The organism is Bradyrhizobium sp. LB8.2 (assembly GCF_040548035.1).
Lineage (GTDB): Bacteria > Pseudomonadota > Alphaproteobacteria > Rhizobiales > Xanthobacteraceae > Bradyrhizobium.
Map to the genome: position 1 here is coordinate 1 of NZ_JBEPQV010000049.1, position 21,687 is coordinate 21,687.

General features: G+C 63.0%; 20 protein-coding genes. 8 read left to right on the forward strand and 12 right to left on the reverse strand.

The features are described from left to right. Positions 1-91 precede the first annotated feature (91 nt). From ABIB06_RS36330 to ABIB06_RS36340, 3 genes are all read right to left on the reverse strand, one after another. On the reverse strand, positions 92-607 hold the full coding sequence (locus ABIB06_RS36330) for a L,D-transpeptidase family protein (protein WP_354053147.1): 516 nt from the start codon (positions 605-607) through the stop codon (positions 92-94). Positions 608-914: 307 nt separating this feature from the next. Beyond that, positions 915-1,286 (reverse strand): helix-turn-helix domain-containing protein, encoded by a 372-nt coding sequence (locus ABIB06_RS36335; protein WP_247317264.1) that lies wholly within the window; start codon positions 1,284-1,286, stop codon positions 915-917. Between the two features lie 29 nt (positions 1,287-1,315). Beyond that, positions 1,316-2,362: a LysR family transcriptional regulator gene (locus ABIB06_RS36340; RefSeq protein WP_247342640.1), complete on the reverse strand. Its 1,047-nt coding sequence runs from the start codon at positions 2,360-2,362 to the stop codon at positions 1,316-1,318. Between the two features lie 493 nt (positions 2,363-2,855). Between ABIB06_RS36340 and ABIB06_RS36345 the strand changes: the two genes are divergently transcribed. Together ABIB06_RS36345 and ABIB06_RS36350 are read left to right on the forward strand one after the other, a co-directional pair. Then, positions 2,856-3,122 (forward strand): hypothetical protein, encoded by a 267-nt coding sequence (locus tag ABIB06_RS36345; RefSeq protein WP_247342642.1) that lies wholly within the window; start codon positions 2,856-2,858, stop codon positions 3,120-3,122. A 206-nt stretch (positions 3,123-3,328) separates the two neighbouring features. Continuing rightward, entirely contained in the window at positions 3,329-4,060 is a 732-nt protein-coding gene (locus ABIB06_RS36350; protein ID WP_247342645.1) for a cytochrome c biogenesis CcdA family protein, read from the forward strand. 283 nt (positions 4,061-4,343) lie between these two features. Here the strand turns inward: ABIB06_RS36350 and ABIB06_RS36355 are convergent, their stop codons facing one another. The 5 genes from ABIB06_RS36355 to ABIB06_RS36375 form a co-directional block, all read right to left on the reverse strand. After that, on the reverse strand, positions 4,344-6,014 hold the full coding sequence (locus tag ABIB06_RS36355; protein WP_354070183.1) for a peptidoglycan-binding protein: 1,671 nt from the start codon (positions 6,012-6,014) through the stop codon (positions 4,344-4,346). Positions 6,015-6,223: 209 nt separating this feature from the next. Next, the gene (locus ABIB06_RS36360; RefSeq protein ID WP_354053145.1) at positions 6,224-6,634 is read right to left on the reverse strand and encodes a hypothetical protein; all 411 of its coding nucleotides are present in this window, start codon (positions 6,632-6,634) and stop codon (positions 6,224-6,226) included. A gap of 367 nt (positions 6,635-7,001) precedes the next feature. Then, the gene (locus ABIB06_RS36365; RefSeq protein WP_354053144.1) at positions 7,002-8,135 is read right to left on the reverse strand and encodes a mandelate racemase/muconate lactonizing enzyme family protein; all 1,134 of its coding nucleotides are present in this window, start codon (positions 8,133-8,135) and stop codon (positions 7,002-7,004) included. Between the two features lie 16 nt (positions 8,136-8,151). Then, positions 8,152-9,609 carry a sensor histidine kinase gene (locus ABIB06_RS36370; protein WP_354053150.1) on the reverse strand — a complete coding sequence of 486 codons (1,458 nt, stop codon included), beginning with the start codon at positions 9,607-9,609 and terminating at the stop codon, positions 8,152-8,154. A gap of 267 nt (positions 9,610-9,876) precedes the next feature. Then, on the reverse strand, positions 9,877-10,218 hold the full coding sequence (locus tag ABIB06_RS36375; protein ID WP_354053143.1) for a DUF1236 domain-containing protein: 342 nt from the start codon (positions 10,216-10,218) through the stop codon (positions 9,877-9,879). 140 nt (positions 10,219-10,358) lie between these two features. On the opposite strand from ABIB06_RS36375, the gene ABIB06_RS36380 reads away from it, so the two are divergent. The 4 genes from ABIB06_RS36380 to ABIB06_RS36395 all read left to right on the forward strand — a co-directional run bounded on the left by ABIB06_RS36380 (position 10,359) and on the right by ABIB06_RS36395 (position 13,891). Further along, entirely contained in the window at positions 10,359-10,592 is a 234-nt protein-coding gene (locus tag ABIB06_RS36380; protein WP_247441295.1) for a hypothetical protein, read from the forward strand. 384 nt (positions 10,593-10,976) lie between these two features. Further along, on the forward strand, positions 10,977-11,975 hold the full coding sequence (locus tag ABIB06_RS36385) for a TRAP transporter substrate-binding protein (protein ID WP_354053142.1): 999 nt from the start codon (positions 10,977-10,979) through the stop codon (positions 11,973-11,975). Between the two features lie 84 nt (positions 11,976-12,059). Next, positions 12,060-12,575, forward strand: a complete 516-nt coding sequence (locus ABIB06_RS36390; protein ID WP_247342665.1) for a TRAP transporter small permease — start codon at positions 12,060-12,062, stop codon at positions 12,573-12,575. Continuing rightward, a complete protein-coding gene (locus ABIB06_RS36395; protein ID WP_354053141.1) occupies positions 12,572-13,891 on the forward strand; it encodes a TRAP transporter large permease in 1,320 nt (439 codons plus the stop codon). Before ABIB06_RS36390 ends, ABIB06_RS36395 begins: the two co-directional genes overlap by 4 nt. Positions 13,892-13,913: 22 nt before the next feature. On the opposite strand, the gene ABIB06_RS36400 is transcribed toward ABIB06_RS36395, so the two are convergent. After that, the gene (locus tag ABIB06_RS36400; RefSeq protein WP_354053140.1) at positions 13,914-15,188 is read right to left on the reverse strand and encodes a serine hydrolase domain-containing protein; all 1,275 of its coding nucleotides are present in this window, start codon (positions 15,186-15,188) and stop codon (positions 13,914-13,916) included. Positions 15,189-15,361: 173 nt separating this feature from the next. Here ABIB06_RS36400 and ABIB06_RS36405 point away from each other — a divergent pair, with 173 nt between their 5' ends. Beyond that, positions 15,362-16,279 carry an intradiol ring-cleavage dioxygenase gene (locus ABIB06_RS36405; RefSeq protein WP_354053139.1) on the forward strand — a complete coding sequence of 306 codons (918 nt, stop codon included), beginning with the start codon at positions 15,362-15,364 and terminating at the stop codon, positions 16,277-16,279. Between the two features lie 33 nt (positions 16,280-16,312). Here ABIB06_RS36405 and ABIB06_RS36410 read toward each other — a convergent pair whose 3' ends face one another. Further along, positions 16,313-17,206, reverse strand: coding sequence for a LysR family transcriptional regulator (locus tag ABIB06_RS36410; protein ID WP_354053138.1), 894 nt, complete (start codon positions 17,204-17,206; stop codon positions 16,313-16,315). A 102-nt stretch (positions 17,207-17,308) separates the two neighbouring features. On the opposite strand from ABIB06_RS36410, the gene ABIB06_RS36415 reads away from it, so the two are divergent. Further along, a complete protein-coding gene (locus ABIB06_RS36415) occupies positions 17,309-18,178 on the forward strand; it encodes an SDR family oxidoreductase (RefSeq protein ID WP_354053137.1) in 870 nt (289 codons plus the stop codon). Positions 18,179-18,449: 271 nt separating this feature from the next. Here ABIB06_RS36415 and ABIB06_RS36425 read toward each other — a convergent pair whose 3' ends face one another. Continuing rightward, entirely contained in the window at positions 18,450-20,186 is a 1,737-nt protein-coding gene (locus tag ABIB06_RS36425) for a bifunctional protein-serine/threonine kinase/phosphatase (protein WP_354053149.1), read from the reverse strand. Positions 20,187-20,246: 60 nt separating this feature from the next. Further along, complete coding sequence (locus ABIB06_RS36430; protein ID WP_247342686.1) at positions 20,247-21,086, reverse strand: formate/nitrite transporter family protein; 840 nt, start codon at positions 21,084-21,086, stop codon at positions 20,247-20,249. Positions 21,087-21,687 lie beyond the last annotated feature (601 nt).

Sequence of the window (21,687 nt, forward strand, 5' to 3'; positions counted from 1 at the left end):
TCGCCCATTGGGCGTCAGTCAAAACGAATCGGTCCATCCCAAGCTTGAATCACAACCAAGCCCCGATGAGAATCCTGAATCCCAACAGACCCTAGCGCACCATGTGCGCGGTGAGCGGGTGGCTGCCGGCATTACTGAAGAACGCCGCCTCTTCGGCGGTCGCCTCCAGGAGCTGCTCGTCCTGGTTATAGACGTCGTTGCGGAACTGGACGGTCTGGTCCTTGGTCATCCAAGCCGTGAGATAGATCCAGGCCACCGGCACCTTCCTGGTCATGGCGACTTCGAGATGCGCGCCGGTGGTGATTTCCGCGTCGATCGCGGCGCGGCTGCATTTTGGCTGGTCCTTCAAGAGCCAGGCTGCGAGATCGCGCACATTGTCGACGCGCGAGCAGCCGTGGGAATCGAAGCGGTAGTCGTCGCTGAACAGATTGCGCTGGTTGGTATCGTGCATGTAGACCGAATAGGAATTCGGCATGTCGATCTTGACCGCGCCCAGCGCGTTGAACGTGCCGTTCTGCTGGCGCACGGTGAAATTCGGCGTGTGCGTGCCCGACCGGTCGACCGGATGCGGATTGATCGGATTGTCGTGGGCGTCGAGCACCTCCATGTGCATGGGCGACGAATAGGTCGTGCTGATTCGAGAAATCGGCGGCAGGCTAGCGCCTCCCGGTTGCGGCCCCTTAAGCACGGCGCATCGCGAGCCCCGCGCGTCGGACGCGCGGTCTCTGGATTGGGTCGCGACAGGTCGGAATGGATTCGCGATAACCGCGGGCGGCACAAACGTCAACAAAAAGGGGCGGTCATGCCGCCCCGAAAAAGACCGCGCACGAGCGCGCCAGGTCTCGTCCAATCCGGCCGCGCCCCGTGACGCGGCGGATTGAACATCGGCCGGAAAGGCGCGAACGCCGATCGGCTCAGGCTTCGTTCGCTGCGATCGATTCCATCAGCGAGACGAGCTGACGCTGCACCGTCTGATCCTTGATCTTGCTGTAGGCACGCAGCAGGCGGAGGCTGAAGGCCGAGTCCAGGAACAGCAGGCTCTCGACTTCGCGCGCCTTGTTGTCGCCGTCGTAGAAGAAGGTCACGGGCACGTCGAGCGAGGTGGCGATCTGCTGAAGCCGAGCCGCGCCGACGCGATTGACGCCCTTCTCGTATTTCTGGACCTGCTGGAAGCTCACGCCGAGCTTGTCGCCGAGCTCAGCCTGCGAGATCTTCATCTCGACGCGCCGCAGACGGATCCGTTTGCCCAGCTCAATGTCCGGCTTGCCGGCACTGCGCTGCTTCATTCTCTTCGCCGCTGTCTTCATCTTTTTTCTCATCGGTCTTCGGTTGAAAACCCCCCGAAGAGCTGGGTCAGGGGTTCGCCCATATACTCGTCCTTGAATTCATGCGGGTGCACGAACTCTTCCTTAAACCACGGGAAACGCGCCGGATTGAAGGCTTCGATCAGCCAGTCAATCATGTGCCGCACTCTCGGTATCCGGCCGCTACCGGGATGGTAGGACAACCAGATATCCAGCGGTCTGTTCAGCTCGACCTCCAGTGGAATCAACTTCCCGCCAAGCGCAATGGCGTAGCTCGGAAAAACGCCGATTCCGGCGCCATTCGCGACCGCCCAGTAGTTGGCGCTTGAGACGTTGGTCTTCATGACCAGAAGGTCACGTTCCGGAACGCCGGGGAAGAAGCTCTCGAAAGTTTCCTTGGCGGCAAGCTGGTCGGCGAATTGCAGCACCAGGCGGTGCTTGATCAACTCCATCGCCGAGCGCGGCGCGCCATGTTTTGCAATGTATTTCTCGGAGGCCCAGAACATCAGATGCATGCGGCCGAGCCGCACCATCTTGACGTCGAGCGCCGAAGGTCGCGACAGGTGGATGGCGACGTCGGCCTCGTGGCGGGAGACGTCGGCCGAGCGCATCGCGCAATGCAGATCGACGAGGATCTTCGGATAGGCCTGCTGGAATTCGACCAGCCGCGGCGCGAGCCAGAACGTGCCGAGTCCCTCGGTCACGGCGACGCGGACCTCGCCGGACAGGGCATTCGCCGTCGAATCGCTGGTGCGCAGCACGTCAAACGCAGCCGCCTCCATCCGCTCGACGGCAGAGACCACCAGCGCGCCTTCGTCGGTCAGATGGGTGCCGTGGACGTCGCGGGTGAACAGAGTGGTGCCGGTCTGGCGTTCGAAATCATCGATCCGGCGGCGGACGGCGTTGATCGACAGCGACAGGCGCTCGGCCGCCGAGCGGAAACTCCCACATCGGACGACTTCCAGGAAAATGCGCGCCGCATCCCAGTCCGAGAGGCCGCTGATGTTTATCTTTGGGCGTTCCTCCAGTGGAACGCCCCTTTCCGCCAAGGAGTGCATACAAGTCCCTTCAGGTCGCTAAACTGGCAGAATATGGGGCAAACCACAACCACGGCGGGTTGGGGAACGACGAGTTTTGAACGTCATCCTTACTGTGTCGCGGGTGGTATTTGAGTGCTGCCAAGGGGCGGCGAACAAGGGCCGGGAATCGGGCGGACTATCGCCCGTATGAGGGGTGTGACGTGAGTTCCGTTGCGAGCCGCGACATGGCTGCGGGATTGTCGGCGTTGTCCGCAACGGATGTCCTTGCGCGAGAGCCGATGCCGCCTTCTGCGATGGATCAATCGCAGCACGCGAGGCGTTTTAAGCCTGAGCATTTTGACGACAGCCGGCACACCGGCGCGATGTTCGCCGGAACCGCGGTTTCAACGCCAAAACACACTGAAATCCTATTCGGAGGCGCAATGGCCTCGTGTTATCGTCGGTACTCCATGGGGGCCGCGGGAATCGTTGTCATTACGTCTCACGGGCCGAATTAACGGAAAGAACGCCGGTGTCGCATTCAGACGAACAGTTGCAGTCGGTGCTGGAAACACTCGAAGCGTGCCGCAGGGTGCTCAACGAGAGCAACAACCGTGAGTCAGCCGAGCTGCTGTCCATTGTCATTCTGGACGTGCGGATGAAACTCAAAGGAATTGACAGCGCCGATCTCAAGGCGCTGTGCGACGAAATGCTGCGGAGCGCTGCAGGCGAACCGCTGCCCCCTTCCAAGCAGACGCAGGACCAGCCCCGGCGTCCGCTGCTCCGCGTGGTGAAGTAGCCGCGCCGCCGAATCTCGCTTTTTGGCGAGATTTGTGCGCGTCCCGATGCCGCATCTGTGATTGCAGACGGCATCGGGAGGAGCCCTGGTTTTGTGCGCCTCTGTTGCGCATTCGCTGGCATCGGCTACACCAGAGCCGGTTCGGCTCCGGGCCGCGCGCATTCCCCGCGCGCCGCGCCGGCGCCTGAGATGGCTCCGACTGCACCATGCAAAATGTTTCGATCCCGGCGGCGCTGATTGCCGGCCTCGTCAGCTTCCTCTCCCCTTGCGTCCTGCCGCTGGTTCCGCCCTATCTGATCTATCTGACGGGCGCCACGATCGAGCACGTCGAGAGCGACGAGCCGGCATCGGCCTCCAAGCGCGCGATCATGATGGCGGCGCTGCTTTTCGTGCTCGGCTTCTCGACGGTGTTCGTGGCGCTCGGCGCCAGTGCCTCGCTGATCGGCGGGCTGATCCGCGCCTGGTCGGCCGAGCTCTCGATCCTGGCCGGCATCGTCATCATCGTGATGGGCCTGCACTTCCTGGGCCTGACGCGCATCGGCCTATTGATGCGCGAGGGACGCTTGACTGCGCCCAAGCCCGTCGGCCTCTGGGGCGCCTATGTGATGGGGCTCGCCTTCGCATTCGGCTGGACGCCCTGCATCGGCCCGATCCTCGCTGCGATCCTCTCGGTCGCCGCGGCGGAAGCGACGGTGACCAAGGGCGCGGGCCTGCTCGCGGTCTATTCGGCCGGCCTCGGCATTCCCTTCCTGATCGCCGCGTTGATGATCGAGCAGTTCTCAAAACTGTTCGCGCGCATGAAGGGCCAGCTCGCCAATGTCGAGCGCGCCATGGGCGTCTTGATGGTGATCACCGGCATCGGCTTTCTCACCGGCACGGTCTCGAATGTCAGCATCTGGCTGCTGGAGACATTTCCGGCTCTGCAGACGATCGGGTAGATCGAGCGTGTTCATGGCGGTGGCTTCCGGAATAAAGCAAAAGCCGCGTGGTTTGTTCGCATCCTGATGCATCGAAAAGGCTTGTGGCGATGTCGCTCCGATCGTGGGAGTGAGATCACATCGGCATAACGGGCGAGATGTCCATAGGTTGACACCGACGATGGCCGTGCACTGAACTTGACCTTGTCGAACCGTCCCGCACGGCCGGCCCATCTTTGGCTCCGCGTAGGATGCAAAAAGAGCCCCGCCAGAGGCAGGGCTCTTGGGCGTCTTGCCGGCCGGTTTATCTCTGAGATGGCTGGCCCGTTGAAGGCGACGGCGCATTGTTCTGGTTGGTTTGCCCAGACTGCGTATTCTGGTTGGTGCTGGGCTGGTTGGTGGACTGATTGTTGCTCTGGGCCGGAGCCTGGCCGGTCGTCTCGCCCGAAGGCTGTCGTGTGCCTGCCTGGCCCGATGTCATCGGTTGGTTCTGCTGAGCCTGGCCGGTTGTGGATGGCTGGTTCTGCGGAGCCTGTCCCGTGGTCTGGTTTTGCTGCGCCGGCGCGTTGGTCTGGCTGTTGCTTTGCCCGGTCGTGTTCTGAGGCGTCGACTGGCCAGCCTGCCCCTGACCCACCGACGTCGATTGGCCCTGCGTGGCGCTGATCTTGTTCGACACGCCAAGCGCAGCGACCGTGCGGGAATCGATCGAGCCAGTGGTCTGGAAACCTTCCTGTCTCTGGAAAGTCATTAGTGCGCTACGCGTATCGGATCCCAGGATGCCGTCTGCTTTGCCAGACAACAGGCCACGTTCGATCAGAACCTGCTGAACAACGCGGATCTCGTCGGGGCTGAGATCCAGCGCAGCAACGCTGCCACCGCCACCGGTCGACCTGCCATGCTGCGCATAGTGCGTCCGCGGGCCGGCGGGAATAACGTCGACAATCCTGCGGCCACGGTCGGTGACGACGATCTCGTCGTTCACGACGAAGAAGCTGTCGTCGCGATAGTCCGGATAGACGTCGATCAGCGCGGGGTAATCCGAGATCGAGACCACGGAGATGTTGCGTGGTACGACCACGCCGGCATTGACCCGAAAATTGATGGAATTTTCGTTGACCCGCACGCGTTCCACATTGCGTGAGCTCAGCACCGACTGCTGCAGCCTTGTTTGCTGCTGTGCGTTCACCTGCACGCGGCCGGACATGCTCTGGGTGTTCCCGGCGTCGGGCTGCGCCTGAGCATTGGTCTGTCCTTGCGTGTTGGCGCCGGTCGTCGTGCCCTGACCCTGCTGTGCACTCCGGCCTTGGGCGTTGCTGTTGGCGTTGACGCCTGTGGTTGTGGTGCCCTGATCCTGTTCGTTCTTGCCTTGGGCGCTGCTCTTGGTGTTCGCGCCGGTGGTTGTTGTGTTCTGACCCTGCGCATTCTTGCCTTGGGCATTGTCCTTGGTATTGGCGCCTGTGGTCGTGCTCTTGTTGCGTTCCGCGCCTTGTGACTGGCGCGTGCTATCGCGCTCGCCACGGCTCTGTCCGACGGTCTGGTCCTTCAGTCCGCTCTTGTCGTTAGCGGACTTCGACTGACGCGCATTGTCACCATCGCTACCGCTCTGACCGACCGTCTGGTCCCTGCCATGCTTCTCGTATTTGGATTGGGACGCACGTGCTTTGTCGCGGTCGCGGCCTTGACCGACCGTCTGCCGCTCGCTGTTGCCGGCCTTTTCGGCGGCTCGGCTGCTATCGCGCGCCGCAGAAGGACCCTCGGCCCGACCGCCTGCGCGGTTCTGCGTCATTCCTTCGCCATGGGATGCGCCACCTGCGCCCTGCGACATCGAACCGGCGGACCGGCCGTGTTCCGCAGCACCTTCGCTGGCTGCGCCGCCGGCGCTCGTTCCGCTTCCGCCTCCGCCAGCGCTCATTCCGCCGCCGGTACCTTCGCGTATGCCTTGCGCCGACGCCAGGCTGACGCCGGCGAACAGCACTGCTGTTGTCAGCAGGAGCTTGTTCTTCCTCGTGTTCATCTGAACCTCCTTGGTTTGCTTCGCCGCATTTCCCGACGCGTGTACATTCGAACGCAAGCTGGACGGTCCGTCGCGATCGCGCGCGTTGGGACCCTTCAGATCGAGCGGAAGGCGTCGACCTCCGGTCTCGATGGCCCGGCGTTCCGCGCTGGCCTTGCTGCGGCCTCACGTCACCAGTGATGATACCAGCGATGGTGATAGAAGTGCCGCCGTGGGAACGGTCCGCCATAGTACGCATAGGCTGGGCGCACGACTCGGCGATACCGGTAGCCGTAATAGGCCGGAGCGTACCCGCTTCCGTAGTAGGTCGTGGTGTAGCCGCCCCAGCGATATGGTGCGTAGCCGCCGTAATATGCCGGTGCGTAGCCACCATAATAGCCAGGGTATCCGTAGTAGCCATAGCCAGGGCCATAGGCGTAGGCGGACGAGGCGAGGCCACCGAACACGGCACCTGCGATCAATCCGCCCGCCAGCGCCGGACCGAAACCGCCGCCCCAGCGGGCTTCCGCCGGCGTCGGCGCTGCTACGGCGCTCGCGCCGAGGGCGCCGACGGTTGCCAGAACAAGCGCAGTCTTTGTCATCTGCGTGGGCTCCTTCGTTAGTGTTTCGATGTCGGCCCAACATCAACGAAAGGCAAAAGTTGCAAGCGCGAGCCCGCGAGCGACAGGAATCATGAAGATAAACGAGCGTTCATCTCGATGAACCTGCGCGCGCCGATGACGGCCGCCTCATGACTGGTCGCGCTGATCGAAGATCAATACCCCCGCTCTGTTCCGCGGCCGCGCGTGGAACGCATCATCCAGCGCGAGTGCTCTCCTCGGGATGCGACGGTTTGGCGCACTCGCGGCCCTCAATGGAACGGCGATGCAGTCGCGGGTCTACTTTGGCGAAAGGGAACGCGTAGTCATGTTCCATTTCCGCATCGAGCGCGGCGATTTCAATACGCGCTTAATTCGCTGCGAAATGCGCAAGCGCCTTGCGATCGATCTCGATCCCAAGGCCCGGGCCGTCCGGGACACGCACGATGCCTTTCTCGTGCTCGATCGGCTCTTTCAAAATCGCCTGCCGGATCGGATGTTCGGTCCGGTCGAATTCGAGCATCGGCTCGAGCGGTGACAGCGAACTCGGCGTGTGCGAGGGCAGCACGGCGAGGAGCTGAAGCGAGGCGGCGATCGCGATGCCGGTGCCCCAGACATGCGGATTGTAGCGGATGCCGAAGGCCTCGCTCATGTCGGCGATCTTCTTGCATTCGGTGAGGCCGCCGGCCGCGCAGGTGTCGGGTTGGGCGATATCGAGCGCATGGGCGGCGAACAGGTCGCGAAAACCGAAGCGCGTGAATTCGCACTCGCCGCCGGCGATCGGAATGGTAAGTGCGGATTTCACCGCGCGATAGCCCGCGACGTCCTCGGGCGGCACCGGCTCCTCGAACCATCCGATATCATAGCGCTCGATCATGCGGCCGAGCCGGATCGCAGCGACCGCGTCATAGGCGTGGTTCGCATCGACCATCAGCGCAACATCAGGACCGATCGCCTCGCGCACCGCGCAGGTGACCGCGGTATCCTCCGCGATCCCGAAGCCGACCTTCAGCTTCACGGCGCGGAATCCCTCGGCGGCATAGCCGGCCGCTTCTTCCGGCAAATATTTGCGCGGATCGCCCGATTTGCACCGGTACAGGCCGGTCGCATAGGCCGGCACCTCCTTGCGCGCGGCGCCGCCGAGAAGCTGGTGCGCGGGCACGCCAAAATACTTACCCTTGATGTCCCATAACGCGATGTCGATGCCGCTCAACCCCTGAATCACGACCCCCTTCTGGCCGTGATCGCGCAAGCGAGCGTACACAGTCTGCCATAGCACGTCGGTCCGCAGCGGATCCTCGCCGATCAGCCACGGCGCGACATTCTGAACCACCGCCGCCGTGATCCGTGCCGGGCCGTAGCATTCACCCCAGCCGACAAGTCCGTCATCGGTCTCGATCTCGACCAGCATCGCGGTACGCGTGTCGTACCAGGCGCGCGAGTAAGCGAAGGGCTGCGAGAGCTTTGCCTCGAGAATGTGCGTGCGCACATTGGTGATTTTCATCGGCGCTGTCTCCCGTTCACCGCGTTTCGTCCAGCGTGCAAATCACCGTGCAGACGACACCGCGCGGCAGGAAGTCGATGGTCGCCTCGCCGCCGAGCTGGTCGCGCGCACTGCGCTCGATCAGGCGCGAGCCGAAGCCGCGCTGCACCGGCGCCGTCACCGGCGGTCCGCCGATCTCGGTCCAGATCAGGCGCAGCCGCGGCTTCGGCGCATCGGCGATGACTTCCCATTCCAGCGTCACCCGGCCGGTCTCGTTGGATAGCGCGCCGTACTTTGCGGCATTGGTGGCGATCTCGTGCACGATCATCGACAGCACCACGGCGAGCCGTGGCGACAGCGGCACCGCGGGTCCGGCCATGCGGATGCGTTCGGGATTGTTCAGCAGGAACGGCTGTAGCGCGCGGGCGATCACGTGCCGCAGCTCGGACCCCGCCCATTTCTCCTGGCTCAGCAAATTATGCGCTTCGGCCAGCGCGCCAAGCCGGCCCTCGAACTTCGTCCGCTCGTCCCGGCTTGAACTTCGGAATGTCTGCACCGCGATCGCCTGCATCAAGGCCAGCGTGTTCTTGACGCGGTGGTTAAGCTCATCGATCAGAAGATCGTGCAGCATCTCGCCGCGCGCGATCGTGGTCGCCATCCTGACCGCGAAGGTCAGGCCGGTCAGCAGCAGGATGCCGCCGATCAGGCTGGTGATCGCGATGTTGCGCCAGAGCGGAGCGATCAGCGAGCTCTCGGCGACGCCGGCGGCGACCGTCCATCCGGTCAGCTGCGACCGCGTGTAGGCTCCGGCCAGGGCGACGCCGTCGAGCGACACTGCCGGAAGCGATGCCTCGCTGCTGCGGAACATCTCGGCGTAGAGCGAGGGCGAAGCGCGCTTGCCGACGGTTTCGCTGGGGTTCGGCACGCGCGCGAATACGATCCCCTTGTTGTCGAGCAGCGACACCGTCCAGAGCTTGTCGGGCTGCTGCTTCTCCACCAGATCCTGGAAGATGCTGATCGGCGGGCTGAAACAGAGGTCGTAGATCACCTCGCCGTTACGAAACACTGGGACCTCGACGGTGAGCACCTGTCGCCCATTGATCGCGCCGGTGAACAGGTCGGAATATTGCCGCGACCTGGTCGCAAATACCTTCTCGATGATCTCGATATGACCGCGTGGCGGCAGGCTTGCAGTGTCCTCCGTTGCCGAGGAGAACAGCAGCCGGCCGTTGCGATCGGAGATCAGCACGAGGCCACCCTTGCCGTATTGGTCGACGAAGCCGAGCGCGATGCGGCGGAAGTTCTGGAAGTCGTCGTTGCGCAGCGAATTCGTCAGCGCAAGGACCTGCAAGCCGCCGGTCATCCGCTGCACCTCGGAGTCCAGCACGAGGCGCATGCTGCGTACGTTCTCCAGCACGCGGCGGGTCGCGTCGTTCCGGTCCTGCTTGTAATTGTAGACGGCAATACCGACCGCAAAGACGATCAGCGGCAACATCGTTCCCGTGACCAGAAGAGCGAGCCGGACCGGCAGGGTGAGCTTTGACAAAACGCGGGCGTCCCGGTTCCGGCGCAGCGGCGCCGGATTATGATTTTGGGGGGACCATACGGGTGGGACTTGCGCTGCGCCACGATTTTCGCGTTCGGCGGGCCGTTGAAAGATGAGTTATTGCAGCGCAGCCGGGGACGCCTGCGCATCAGCTCATGTTGATCGCGGTCAGCAGCAGACACATGGCGTAGGCGGCCGCCTTGCGTCACGCCTTGATCAGTCGATTTCCTGAACGACCGTGCGCGAAGCGGGATCCACCAGCATCACGCGATCGCCGGTATAGACATAGCGATACTTGGTGAGGGAGGGACCCCAATCCGTCGGAACCGGCTCGAGCTCGACCTCGCTCGGCACCGTCGCGCCGACAATGATTTTTTCCTTCGTCGTAACCGGGCGAACGCGGTGCTCGGTGACGTAGGATTGGATCCTGGTTCGGTATTGCGGCTCGATCTGAACCGCTGTCGCGTGCCCGGTTCCGGTGGTGACCACGGCGGATTGCGCGAAAGCGCCGGTCGTCATCAGGATGGCCGCGGCGGATAGCAAAAACAGCTTCTTCATATTGTCCTCCACGTAAGACCAAGCGCCGCACCAACATTCCACCGCAGGCACCGTTCCCCGAAGTCAGGAACAAAGTGCCATTTTTTCCCGTTGTTCGGATCGACCGGACCGACATGCCCGGCAGCTGGAGGAGGAAGATCATGAACACGAAGCTTGCGACTGCGGCATTGATGATTGCCGCATTCTCCCTACCGGCGTTCGCGGCCAACGAGTTCTACGTCGTGCAGGACGTCAAGACCAAGAAGTGCACCATCGTCGACAAGAAGCCGACGGACACGTCGATGACCGTCGTCAGCCCGTCGGGCACCATCTACAAGTCGCGCACCGAGGCTGAAAGCGGCATGAAGACCGTCAAGGTCTGCACGTCCAACTGAGGAGGATGACACAATGCCCGTTCTGATTCTGTGGGCCGTGCCGGCCGTGCTGGTGATCGGCGGCGGCATCTATCTGATTGGCCATTTGCACTAAAGTGCTGTGGAAGGCGAGCGGGTCTGTGCGTGCAGCGCACAGGTCCGCAAGCCCTCTGTCTGATACGAGAAGGAGAAGGGCTCCCCTCAGCCCGCCACACGTCGGCAGGAGCGCAAGTTGCAGTGCAACAGCTCGCGCAAGGGGTGGCCCTGCGACGAAGAGGACCTCCCGCGCACGCGAAATGACTTCCGTCCCGCCGACGTTTTCCATACGCTTCCCTCTCGCAAGCCGTATACCGGCTGCGCTCACGGCTCGGCGACAGGGCCGGAGTATCAAAGGGAGGGGAGACGATGAAGCGAAGATCATTTCTCGCTGGGCTCGGCGCGACCACTGCGGCGGCTGCGATGGGCATGCCGTCGATCATCAGGGCACAGTCGCCGATCACGCTGAACGGCGCGGTCCAGTTCAACGACGACCACGCCTTCAACCGGGCACTGCTCCGGTTCGAAGAGCTGGTCAAGAAGTACTACGGCAAGCCCGTCAACTTCACGCTGCACAGGAATTCCTCGCTCGGTCTCGAAAAACAGTATTTCGAGTACATGTCGCAGGGCAAAGCCGTCGATTACGGCATCGTCTCGCCGGCTCACATGTCGACCTTCGCCAAGGCGGCCCCGTTCATCGACGCGCCCTTCGTGTTCAAGGGCATCGAGCACATGAACAAGGTCGTCGAAGCCAATATCCTGGCGCCGATCGCCGACGAAGTCGCGGCCAAGGCCGAGGTCGTTCTGATCGGTTATTCCGGCGGTGGCATCCGCAACATTTTCGCCAACAAGCCGCTCAAGACTCTCGCCGACCTCAAGAGCCTGAAGGTGCGCGTACAAGGCGCGCCGATCTGGTCGAAGACCTTTGCGGCCGTGGGCATGAGCCCGACGGTGATCGCCTATAACGAAATCTACAACGCGATCCAGAACGGCGTGATATCGGCCGGCGAGAACGAAGCGGCCGGCGTCGAGGCGATGAAGTTCTACGAAGTGGCCCCGCATCTCAACCTGACCCAGCACGCCGTGTCGATCCGGCCGATCTGCTTCTCGGTGAAGACGCTGAAGACCTTGCCCAAGGACTTGCAGGACGCGATCATGAAGGCCGGCAAGGAGGCCGGCGACTATGGCCGTCAGCTGGAGTCGAGCGAGGAGGTCGTCAAGCTCGACACGCTGGAGAAGGCCGGCAAGCTCAAGCGGGTCCCGTTCGAGGAGCGCGATGCCATGAAGAAACTCGCCGACCCCGTGATGGCCACCTACGCCAAGGAAATCGGCGCGGAAGGCATCTTCGAGAAGATCAACGTCGTCTGAGAACTGTCGCTGCCCACGCGACAGGACGTCGGGGCAAGCCGGACGGCTTGCCCCATTCCGTGATTGTGATCCCCCGGAGCCGTGATGACTGAAATATCGATGCCACCGAACCCGTCGCCGTGGCGACGAGCAACGGCGGCCTATGCAAAGCTGCTGGAGATCCTGCTCGCCGCCTGTGTCGGCATTCTGGTTATTCCGGTCACGTTGCAGATCGTCTCGCGCTACACGCCTTTGATTCCGTCCTACATCTGGACCGAGGAGATGGCGCGGTTCATGTTCGTCTGGACGATCATGATCGGTGCCATGGTCGGCATAAGAGAGTCGCAGCATTTTGAAGTCGACGTCTGGCCCGACCTGTCGCGGCGGTCGGAGGCGGCGGTACGGATCCTCGCGCGGCTCGGCGTGCTGGCGCTGGCGCTGGTGTTCGTATCCGCCGGCATCGAGTTCACGCGCTTCGCCTGGAACAGAACTTCGGAGCTGGCTGATCTGCCGCTTTGGCTGATCCACGTCGCCTGGCCGGTGGCGGGCGTGACGTGGATCGTGTTCGCCGGTGAACAGATCGTCGACGAGATGCGGATTCTGGTTGGGGCAAATCGATGAGCGGCAATGTTCTTTCTGCCGGACAGGCCGCGATGGTCCTGTTCGGTACTTTCGTTGGCCTGCTCATCATACGCGTGCCGGTCGCCTTCGCGCTTGGGCTTGCCTGCGTGCCGATCCTGCTGATCGAGCCGCATCTGTCGCTGATGACGCTCGCGCAGGAAACCTTCAATGCCTACAATTCATTCATCCTGCTGGCGGTGCCGTTCTTCCTGCTGACGGCGAATCTGATGAGCATCGGCGGCATCACCGACCGGCTGGTGGCGCTGTCGCGCTCGATGGTCGGGCACTGGCCGGGGTCGCTGGCGCAGATCAACGTCGTGCTGTCGGTGTTCTTTGCCGGCATCTCCGGCTCCTCCACCGCGGACGCGGCGAGCCAGTCCAAGATCTTCATCGATGCCCAGACCAAGGAGGGTTACGACCTCTCGTTCTCCATCGCCATCACCGCGGTCTCGGCCGTGCTCGCCGTCATCATCCCGCCCTCGATCCTGATGATCGTGTGGGGCGGGCTGATCTCAACCTCGATCGCCGCGATGTATCTCGCGGGCATCGTGCCGGGATTGTTGATCGCCGGCGCGCAGATGGCGACAGTGCATGTCTATGCCGTGCGCCGCGGCTATCCGACCTATCCGAAGGACACCTGGAGGGAGATGTGCTGCGCCATCTGGCGCTCGATACCGGCGCTGATGACGCCGTTCATCATTGTCGGCGGCATCCTGCTGGGGTGGTTCACCGCGACCGAATCCGCCTGCGTCGCGGTGCTTTATTCCGTAGCGCTGTCGACATTCTTTTACCGTGAAACCGGCGCGCGCGAACTCTACAGGGCGTTGCTCGACACCGGGCGCCTGGCCGGCGTCGCGCTCTTCTGCGTGGGCACCGCGAGCGCGTTCGGCTGGCTGTTGGCTTATTACAGGATCCCGCAGGAACTGCTGGCCAACGTCTCGACCTGGGGCATGGGTGCGATCGGGGCCGGCTTCTTCATCGCGTTCTGCTTTCTGGTGGTGGGCTGTTTTCTCGACGCCATCCCGGCGATCATCATCGTCGGTACTGTGCTGGAGCCGCTCGCTAGGTCCGTAGACCTCCATCCGGTCCAGTTCGCGATTATTTCCATTATATCGCTCGCCTTCGGGCTGGTGACGCCACCCTATGGCTTATGTCTGATGATCGCCTGTTCGATCGCCGGCGTGCGGCTGCGTTATGCGCTGAAGGACACGGTGATCATGCTGATTCCGATGCTGCTCGTCCTGGCGGCAGTCATCGTCTGGCCAAGCGTGTCGCTGTTCCTGCCGCGGCTGATCGTACCGGAGATGTTGAAATGAGCGGGGCGTGATCCCTGTTGGCCTAGAGATTGCTCTCGGTGATCGCGGCGTAGACCATGCTGCGCAGCTCGCGCCGGATCGGATAGGCGCTCGACGGCAGCACTTGCGTCATGAAGATCGCAATCAGCTCCTCGGCCGGGTCGATCCAGAACGAGGTGGTGGCCGCGCCGCCCCAATTGTACTCGCCGGGGCTGCCGGCGATCAGCGTCTCGGCCGGCCGCATGGTCACGGCGAAGCCGAGGCCGAAGCCGATGCCGTTATAGGCAGCTTCGGAGAACAGGGAGCGCGACACTTCGGGCAGCGAACGGCCGCCCGGAATGTGATTGCTCGTCATCAACGCCAGCGTCTTCGGCCCGATCAGCCTGACGCCGCCGAGCTCGCCGCCATTGAGCAACGTGCGGCAGAAGGTGAGATAGTCGGCAACTGTCGAGCAGAGGCCGCCGCCGCCGGAGATGAAGGAGGGCGGGACGAGGAACGAGCTCGTCGCCGGATCGTCCTGGAGCGTCAGGCCCTCGCGCCGCTGACCGGCATGAAAGGTCATGCCGCCACCCGGGTCGGCCGAGTAACAGGCGGCGAACCGGTGGGCCTTGGAAGCCGGCACGTGGAAATCAGTGTCGGTCATGCCGAGTGGATCGAGGATGCGTTGTTTCAGGAACTGCTCGAAGGGAATCCCGGAGATCTTGCCGACGAGGTAGCCGAGCACGTCGGTCGCGACCGAGTAGTTCCAGGCATCGCCCGGCGAGAACTCCAGCGGGATTTTAGCGAGGCTCTCGATCATGGTCTGGAGCGTGCCTGACTTCTCGACCTCGCCGATCTTTTCAGTGCGGTAGGCGGCGTCGACGTTGGAGCGCTGCTGGAAGCCGTAGGTGAGGCCGGCGGTGTGGCGCAGGAGGTCGACGATCAGCATCGGCCGCGACGGCGGCCGGGTCAGGAAGGCCGGCGCGTTGCCGGCGACGAACACGCCGAGATCCTTCCACTCCGGAATGTACTTGGCGACGGGCTCGTCGATCGCAACGAGGCCCTGCTCAACCAGCATCATGAAGGCGACGCTGGTGAGCGGCTTGGTCATGGAATAGATGCGGTAGATGGTGTCGTCCTTGACCGGCAGCTTGCGCTCGACGTCGGCAAAACCCTGAACCGAACTATGCGCAACCTTGCCGCGCCGATAGACAAGGAGATGGGTGCCCGGGAAGCGGCCGGCATCGATGTAGCGGCTCTTCAGATGCGCATCGACGCGGTCGAGCGCGACCTTGGACATACCGACGGATTCGGGCGAGGCGGGGGTGGGGGCGAGCATCAGTTCCTCCGGGCAGCTTTTCTGGGAAGGTTGATAGCCGAAATGGCAGCCCCATTCCAAGCGCGTTGCACTTAACGCCGCCCGGCCGACTGGTGTAGTCTCCACCTTGGAACGCCTCCAGGGAGCCGCAAAGATCCCCATGGGCCCACGAGAAAATCGCAGGCAAACGCACCATGACCCAGTTCAACGAGACCGAACTCACCGAAGCCGTCGTCCGGAGCTTTGACCAGACACCCGATCCGCGCGCGAAATTCCTGCTCCAGGAACTGGTGAAGTCGCTGCACGATTACGTGAGCAAGACCGGCCTCACCTTCGAGGAATGGGAATACGCCATCGATTTCCTGACCCGCACCGGCCAGAAATGCACGGATACCCGCCAGGAATTCATCCTCCTGTCCGACGTGCTCGGCGTCTCCATGCTGGTCGACGCGGTCAACCACCGCGAGCGCGAGGGCGCCACCCAGACCACCGTGCTCGGGCCGTTCTATGTCGGCGAGCACAAGGTGACGGCGCACGGCACCGACATCTCTCCGAACAATCAAACCGGCGAACGGATGTTCGTGCAGAGCCGCGTCACCGATCTCAATGGCAAGCCGCTCGCGAATGTCCCCGTCGACGTCTGGCATGCCGATGATGACGGCTTCTACGATTCACAGAAGCCGAACTATGACGAGGTCGGCGCTTCCGCGCGGGCGCGCTTCATCACGGATGGCGACGGCCGCTTCTTCTTCCGCACCATCTTGCCGTGCAGCTATCCGATCCCGACCGATGGTCCGGTCGGCGAGATGATCATGCAGACCAACCGCCACCCGATGCGCCCCGCGCACGTGCACTTCCTGGTCAATGCGAAAGGCTACGAGCCGCTGATCACCCATGTCTTCATGGACGGCGACAAATACCTGGATTCCGACGTCGTGTTCGGGGTGAAGGACGACCTCGTCGCCAAGGTCGAGCCGCGCAACGATCCGGCGATGCCTGATGGCACCAGGGCGAACGGGCAGTGGCACCTGATGACCTACGAATTCCACCTCAAGCCGGGCGGCGGCATAGCGCCGAAGCCGCTGGGGACGAAGGCGGAGGAGCCGGCCTGACGGTCAGGCGCGAGCCGCGCGCGCCCGCCCCCCTCATCTCCCGATAAAGGCCGCCAGCTCGTCAGGCGTCCCCATGGGGAAGGCTTCCTTCATAAAGTCGAGGAAGGCGGATACGCGCGCGCTTAGGAGCCGACGCGATGGATAGAGCGTCCACAACGCGATCTCTGGTCCGTCGATGTCGCCCCAATGCACCAGCGTGCCTGCAGCCAGATCGTGACTGACCAGTGACACCGGAAGGCGTGCGGCGCCGACGCCCGCCCGGACTGCATCGCGGACCATGACGAGCGATGACAGCCGAAGGACTGGATCAACCGCGATGCGCGATCTTCCGCTTGGCACCGTCACTTCCCAGGTTGTCAGCTGGTCGCCCGGTCCGCGCATGACAGCCGGCACAGCGATGCCGTCCTTCGGTCGTTTCAGGTCCGGGCTCGCCACGGCCACCAGCCGATCGCGCAGGAAGATTCGTCCGACAAGGCTGTCATCTGGATCGGGATTGACCCGGATCACCAGATCATACCCCTCCTCCACCATGTCGACGGAGCGATCTTCCGTCGTGACCTCGAGACGGACCTGCGGGTATCTGAGCGCGAACCCGGCCGCGAGGTTTCCCATTGCAGTTTGCGAGAACAGCAAAGGCGCGCTGATCCGCATCCTGCCTCGCGGGCTGTCCCCGCCCGAAGCGATCGCTGCCGCCGTCTCGTCGAGCTCGGTGAGCAATGCCCCCGTCCGCTCGTAAAGGGCGCGTCCTTCCTGGGTGAGTTTCACGGCGCGCGCGCCGCGCTCGAACAGGCGCAGGTCGAGCGCGGCTTCCAGTTCCGCGACCCGGCGGGAGAGGGTGGCTTTCGGACGCCCGGCGGCCCGTGCGGCGCGTCCGAACCCTCCGTGCCGGGCGACGAGATTGAAATCGGCGAGTGCGAGCAGGTCCATCGTTCCACCAGTGAGACGGTCTGTCTAGATATATCGTCTATCGGTTTAAATGTGGATCACTAATTTCCCTGTGTCTTCTGAACTCAACCCGGAGTGATCCCCATGGCCATCCTCGTTACCGGCGCAACCGGCACCATCGGCCGCAACGTCGTCGAACAGCTCGTCAAGCGCGGCGCCGATATCCGCGCTCTCGTCCGCGATTCCGCAAAGGCAAACCTGCCGGCAGGCGTCACGGTCGTGCAGGGCGACCTGCTCGAGGTCGACTCGCTGCGCAGCGCGTTCAAGGGCGTCTCGACCCTGTTCTTGCTCAACGCAGTGGTCGCCGATGAATTCACGCAGGCGCTGATCGCGCTCAACGTGGCCCGCGAGGCCGGCGTCGAGCGTATCGTCTACCTCTCGGTGATCCATAGCGATCGCTACGTGAACGTCCCGCACTTTGCCGGCAAGTTCGGCGTCGAGCGGATGATCGAGCAGATGGGCTTCAACGCCACCATCCTGCGCCCCGCTTACTTCATGAACAACGATCTCACGATCAAGGACGTGGTGACCGGATACGGCATCTATCCGATGCCCATCGGGAGCAGGGGGCTCGCCATGATCGATGCGCGCGACATCGGCGAGATCGCGGCCATCGAGCTCATCCGTCGTGAGCGAGCCGCAGCGCCGCTTGCGCTCGACCGCATCAATCTGGTCGGTCCCGAAACGCTGACCGGCGCGAAAGCCGCCGCCGTCTGGTCGGAGGTGCTGGGTCGCACGATCGCCTATCCCGGTGAAGATACCGCCGGCTTCGAGAAGAATCTCCGGCAGTTCATGCCGAGCTGGATGGCCTACGACATGCGGCTGATGAGCGAGCGTTTCCTCACCGAGGGAATGGTCCCAGAGGCCGGCGACGTCGAGCGGCTGACCGCGCTGTTGGGCCGCCCCCTGCGCTCCTATCGCGACCTTGTCTCCGAGATCGCGGCCTTTGCCTGACGGCACGGGCACGTCCCGTCACGACAACGAGGAATCCTGTCATGATCTCTTCAACCGCCACTGTTCGGGTGGATACGGAAGGCGCAACGAAGATATCCGCTCCGCGAGGTGACGCTTTCTCTCGACCGTGACGCGCGCGCTCGTGAGCGCGATGAAGGCCGAGCAGGTCTCTCGGCTGGTTTGCATCACGGGAATCGGCGCCGGCGACAGGGCCGGGCACGGCGGCTTTATCGCTGACAATTTGGTGAACCTTGCGTGGCTACACCCTTGATCAGCGCGCGTGCAACATCGCAAGCAGGACCACGACGACGCAGGCGAGCGCCGCCGTGGTCAATTTCCAGAACATCAGAGGGCTGCGCTCCAAAAGCGGCGTGATCCGCGTGTCGAGATAGGCCGGATTGGGCGAGCGAAGCTCGAAGACGAATTCGGACAGATCCTCGTGCCGCTTGTAGGGATCCGGATGGAGCGCACGTCTGAGCGCGCCGTCGACCCACGCAGGCACGTTGCTGTCGTCGTTGGCCGGGCGATATTTGAGCCTCCGCACGTCCGCCTTGCGCCGGATACTGGCGATTTGGGTGCCATAGGGAAGCTTTCCCGTCAGCATCTGGTAGCAGATCACGGCCAGCGAAAACATGTCGGAGCGCGGCGAGCCGCCCTGCCCAAGAAAATATTCCGGCGCCGTGTACTGGACCGTTCCCAGAATTTCGTCGGCCTCGTCCTGCGGCGCGGCCTCCGCGACGCCTGCCACCCTGACCGATCCAAAGTCGATGATCTTCGCGGTCCCGGTCTTGTCGATCAGGATGTTGTCGGGCCTGAGGTCCTGATGCAGCATTTCCATGCGGTGGAAGGCGCGCAGGCCCGCGGCGATTTGCTCGACCAGTCCGCGGACGGTTTCGAGATCGGGGCGTGGATTGTCCGTCATCCATTGCCGCAAGGTCTGACCCTCGACGAATTCGGTGGCAACGTACAGATAGCTGCGCCGTTTCGACTGCGACAGTGGCTTCAGCACGTGCGGGCTGTCGATCCGGCGCGCGATCCACTCCTCCATCAGGAAGCGCTTCAAATAGGCGGCATTGTCGCGCAAATCGATCGACGGAAGCTTCAGCGCGACCGGCTCTTCGGTTACTGCGTCGACGGCAAGGTAGATGTGACTGCGGCTGCTGCCGTGGATTTCGCGGACGATCCTGTAGCCGTCGAAGATTGCCCGCGGCTCCGGCAGCGGGGGAAGCGGCAGTTGGGAGGTCTGGTTGAAGATGCCGGCTGGCTCGCGCTGCGGCACCGCATCGATGCGGAGGATCTGGACCGTGATGTTGTCGTCGCTGCCGCGCCGGTAGGCTTCCTCGACGATCGCTTTCGCCGCCCCGTCGAGCTCGGCTGCATGCTCGCTGAGCGCGCTCGTGATGAAACGCGCGTCGACGAATTCATAGGCGCCGTCGGTCGCCAGCAGGAAAGTGTCGCCAGTCTCGATTTCGAAACTCCGGTAGTCGATCTCGAGCTGCGGATTGATGCCGAGCGCGCGGCCGAGATAGGTTTGCTCCGACGACACGATGATCCGGTGATCGTCGGTCAGCTGCTCGAGCGCCTTGCCGGCGACGCGATAGACGCGACAGTCGCCGACGTGGAAGATGTGAGCGGTGGTCGCCTTGATGACCATGGCGCTCAGGGTGCAGACATAGCCCTTGTCGCGGTCATAGGCATATTGGCTCTTGCGCGTCTGCGCGTGCAGCCAGGAATTGGTGGCATCCAGCACGCGGCGGGCGGAGGTCTTCACCGTCCAGGATTCCGACGTGCAGTAATAGTCCATCAGGAAGCTCTTGACCGCCGACTCGCTGGCGATCTGGCTCACCGTGCTGCTGGAGATGCCGTCGGCGAGGACGGCCGCAATGCCCTTCAGGCTGAGCATCGGCTCGTCCGGAACGAGGACGCCGTGAAAATCCTGGTTGATGGGCTTGCGACCCTTGTCGGAATGCTGGCCGACCGAGATATGAAGTCCGCGGGTCATTGTCATCACCGGCAAAGGGGAGCCTCACCCTGTTCGGACGAGGCTCCCCTGTCGAGACGTTTTCGATCAGGCCGCAACGCGGGTCGGCGCGGCCTTGCCGGCCTGCCGCTTCGGCTTGGTCATGACGTGCGTGGTGTAGAGGGTCATGCCGGTGAAGGCGAGGCCGCCGACGAGATTGCCGAGCACGGTCGGGATCTCGTTCCAGATCAGATAGTCCATGATCGAGAACTTCGCGTGCAGCATCAGGCCCGAGGGAAACAGGAACATGTTCACGACGGAATGCTCGAACACCATGTAGAAGAACAGCATGATGGGCATCCACATCGCGATGACCTTGCCGGGGACCGAGGTCGAGATCATGGCGCCGACGACGCCGGTCGAGACCATCCAGTTGCAGAGCATGCCGCGCATGAACAGGGTCGCCATGCCGGCGGCACCATGCGCGGCGTAGCCGAGCGTTCGGCCTTCGCCGATATTTCCGATGGCCGCGCCGACCTTGTCGGGCTCTTGCGTGAAACCGAACGTCGTCACGAAGGCCATCATGAAGGCGACGGTGAGGGCGCCGCCGAAGTTGCCGACGAAGACGAGGCCCCAGTTGCGCAGCACGCCGCCAAGCGTGACGCCGGGACGCTTGTCGATCAGGGCGAGCGGTGAGAGCACGAACACGCCGGTGAGCAGATCGAAGCCGAGCAGGTACAGCATGATGAAGCCGACCGGAAACAGCATCGCGCCGACCAGCGGCTGGCCCGTGTTGACGTTGATCGTGATGGCGAACCATGCGCCGAGCGTGAGGATGGCGCCGGCCATATAAGCGCGGATGATGGTATCCCGGGTGGACATGAAGATCTTGGACTCGCCCGCATCCACCATCTTGGTGACGAATTCCGAAGGCGCGAGATACGACATCAATGGTTCCTTTGCTTCGTAAGAGAGATCACGCCCTCCTGCGAGAGCGATTGAACGTCATTGGCCGTGCGGGCTGCCTGCCGCGCACGAGGGCTTGGAATGGTTTCGGAAGCCTTGGGAATCGCGTCACGACGACCGAGCCGGGAAGGGCCGCGAAGCAGTTGAGCTTCCTCGTTGCGGCCGCCAGAGGCTGCAACCATGCGGCAAAGCCGCAGTCTTCGTTGACGTGATGGAAGAAGCAATTTGCGTGCCGGGCCTGCAGCTTGAAAAGAGTTAGCGATATCAATTAGATACCATTGCCACGGTTCAGATTTCGACGCACTCCGTGGCCTTATGCTTGAGCCGCTGCATAGTATTTGTGCGCCGCACATGGATTGAGCAGGTCGCAAATTTCACGTGCGGACTAAGCCTGCGACAGACTGGCGCGCTGCACATAACATTATGAACTGGCGTCGCTTTTCGCTGCTTTGGGCTTGGCACGAAGCTTGAATAGTTCCCAGCCGACGCCATTGAAGCCGTCCCGCGAGACTTCTCATCCGATTTGTGACGCCACCAGACGGGGGTTTCCCCGTCGCGCGTTCGCATGGGCCTTTTTTGGGGG

What these genes read in the sequence shown, in the direction of transcription:
- ABIB06_RS36330 (WP_354053147.1), bottom strand. Translation starts at nt 607, where the DNA reads ATGGAGGTGCTCGACGCCCACGACAATCCGATCAATCCGCATCCGGTC.
- ABIB06_RS36335 (WP_247317264.1), bottom strand. Translation starts at nt 1,286, where the DNA reads ATGAAGCAGCGCAGTGCCGGCAAGCCGGACATTGAGCTGGGCAAACGG.
- ABIB06_RS36340 (WP_247342640.1), bottom strand. Translation starts at nt 2,362, where the DNA reads ATGCACTCCTTGGCGGAAAGGGGCGTTCCACTGGAGGAACGCCCAAAG.
- ABIB06_RS36350 (WP_247342645.1), top strand. Translation starts at nt 3,329, where the DNA reads ATGCAAAATGTTTCGATCCCGGCGGCGCTGATTGCCGGCCTCGTCAGC.
- ABIB06_RS36360 (WP_354053145.1), bottom strand. Translation starts at nt 6,634, where the DNA reads ATGACAAAGACTGCGCTTGTTCTGGCAACCGTCGGCGCCCTCGGCGCG.
- ABIB06_RS36365 (WP_354053144.1), bottom strand. Translation starts at nt 8,135, where the DNA reads ATGAAAATCACCAATGTGCGCACGCACATTCTCGAGGCAAAGCTCTCG.
- ABIB06_RS36370 (WP_354053150.1), bottom strand. Translation starts at nt 9,609, where the DNA reads ATGTTGCCGCTGATCGTCTTTGCGGTCGGTATTGCCGTCTACAATTAC.
- ABIB06_RS36375 (WP_354053143.1), bottom strand. Translation starts at nt 10,218, where the DNA reads ATGAAGAAGCTGTTTTTGCTATCCGCCGCGGCCATCCTGATGACGACC.
- ABIB06_RS36380 (WP_247441295.1), top strand. Translation starts at nt 10,359, where the DNA reads ATGAACACGAAGCTTGCGACTGCGGCATTGATGATTGCCGCATTCTCC.
- ABIB06_RS36385 (WP_354053142.1), top strand. Translation starts at nt 10,977, where the DNA reads ATGAAGCGAAGATCATTTCTCGCTGGGCTCGGCGCGACCACTGCGGCG.
- ABIB06_RS36390 (WP_247342665.1), top strand. Translation starts at nt 12,060, where the DNA reads ATGACTGAAATATCGATGCCACCGAACCCGTCGCCGTGGCGACGAGCA.
- ABIB06_RS36395 (WP_354053141.1), top strand. Translation starts at nt 12,572, where the DNA reads ATGAGCGGCAATGTTCTTTCTGCCGGACAGGCCGCGATGGTCCTGTTC.
- ABIB06_RS36400 (WP_354053140.1), bottom strand. Translation starts at nt 15,188, where the DNA reads ATGCTCGCCCCCACCCCCGCCTCGCCCGAATCCGTCGGTATGTCCAAG.
- ABIB06_RS36405 (WP_354053139.1), top strand. Translation starts at nt 15,362, where the DNA reads ATGACCCAGTTCAACGAGACCGAACTCACCGAAGCCGTCGTCCGGAGC.
- ABIB06_RS36410 (WP_354053138.1), bottom strand. Translation starts at nt 17,206, where the DNA reads ATGGACCTGCTCGCACTCGCCGATTTCAATCTCGTCGCCCGGCACGGA.
- ABIB06_RS36415 (WP_354053137.1), top strand. Translation starts at nt 17,309, where the DNA reads ATGGCCATCCTCGTTACCGGCGCAACCGGCACCATCGGCCGCAACGTC.
- ABIB06_RS36425 (WP_354053149.1), bottom strand. Translation starts at nt 20,186, where the DNA reads ATGACAATGACCCGCGGACTTCATATCTCGGTCGGCCAGCATTCCGAC.
- ABIB06_RS36430 (WP_247342686.1), bottom strand. Translation starts at nt 21,086, where the DNA reads ATGTCGTATCTCGCGCCTTCGGAATTCGTCACCAAGATGGTGGATGCG.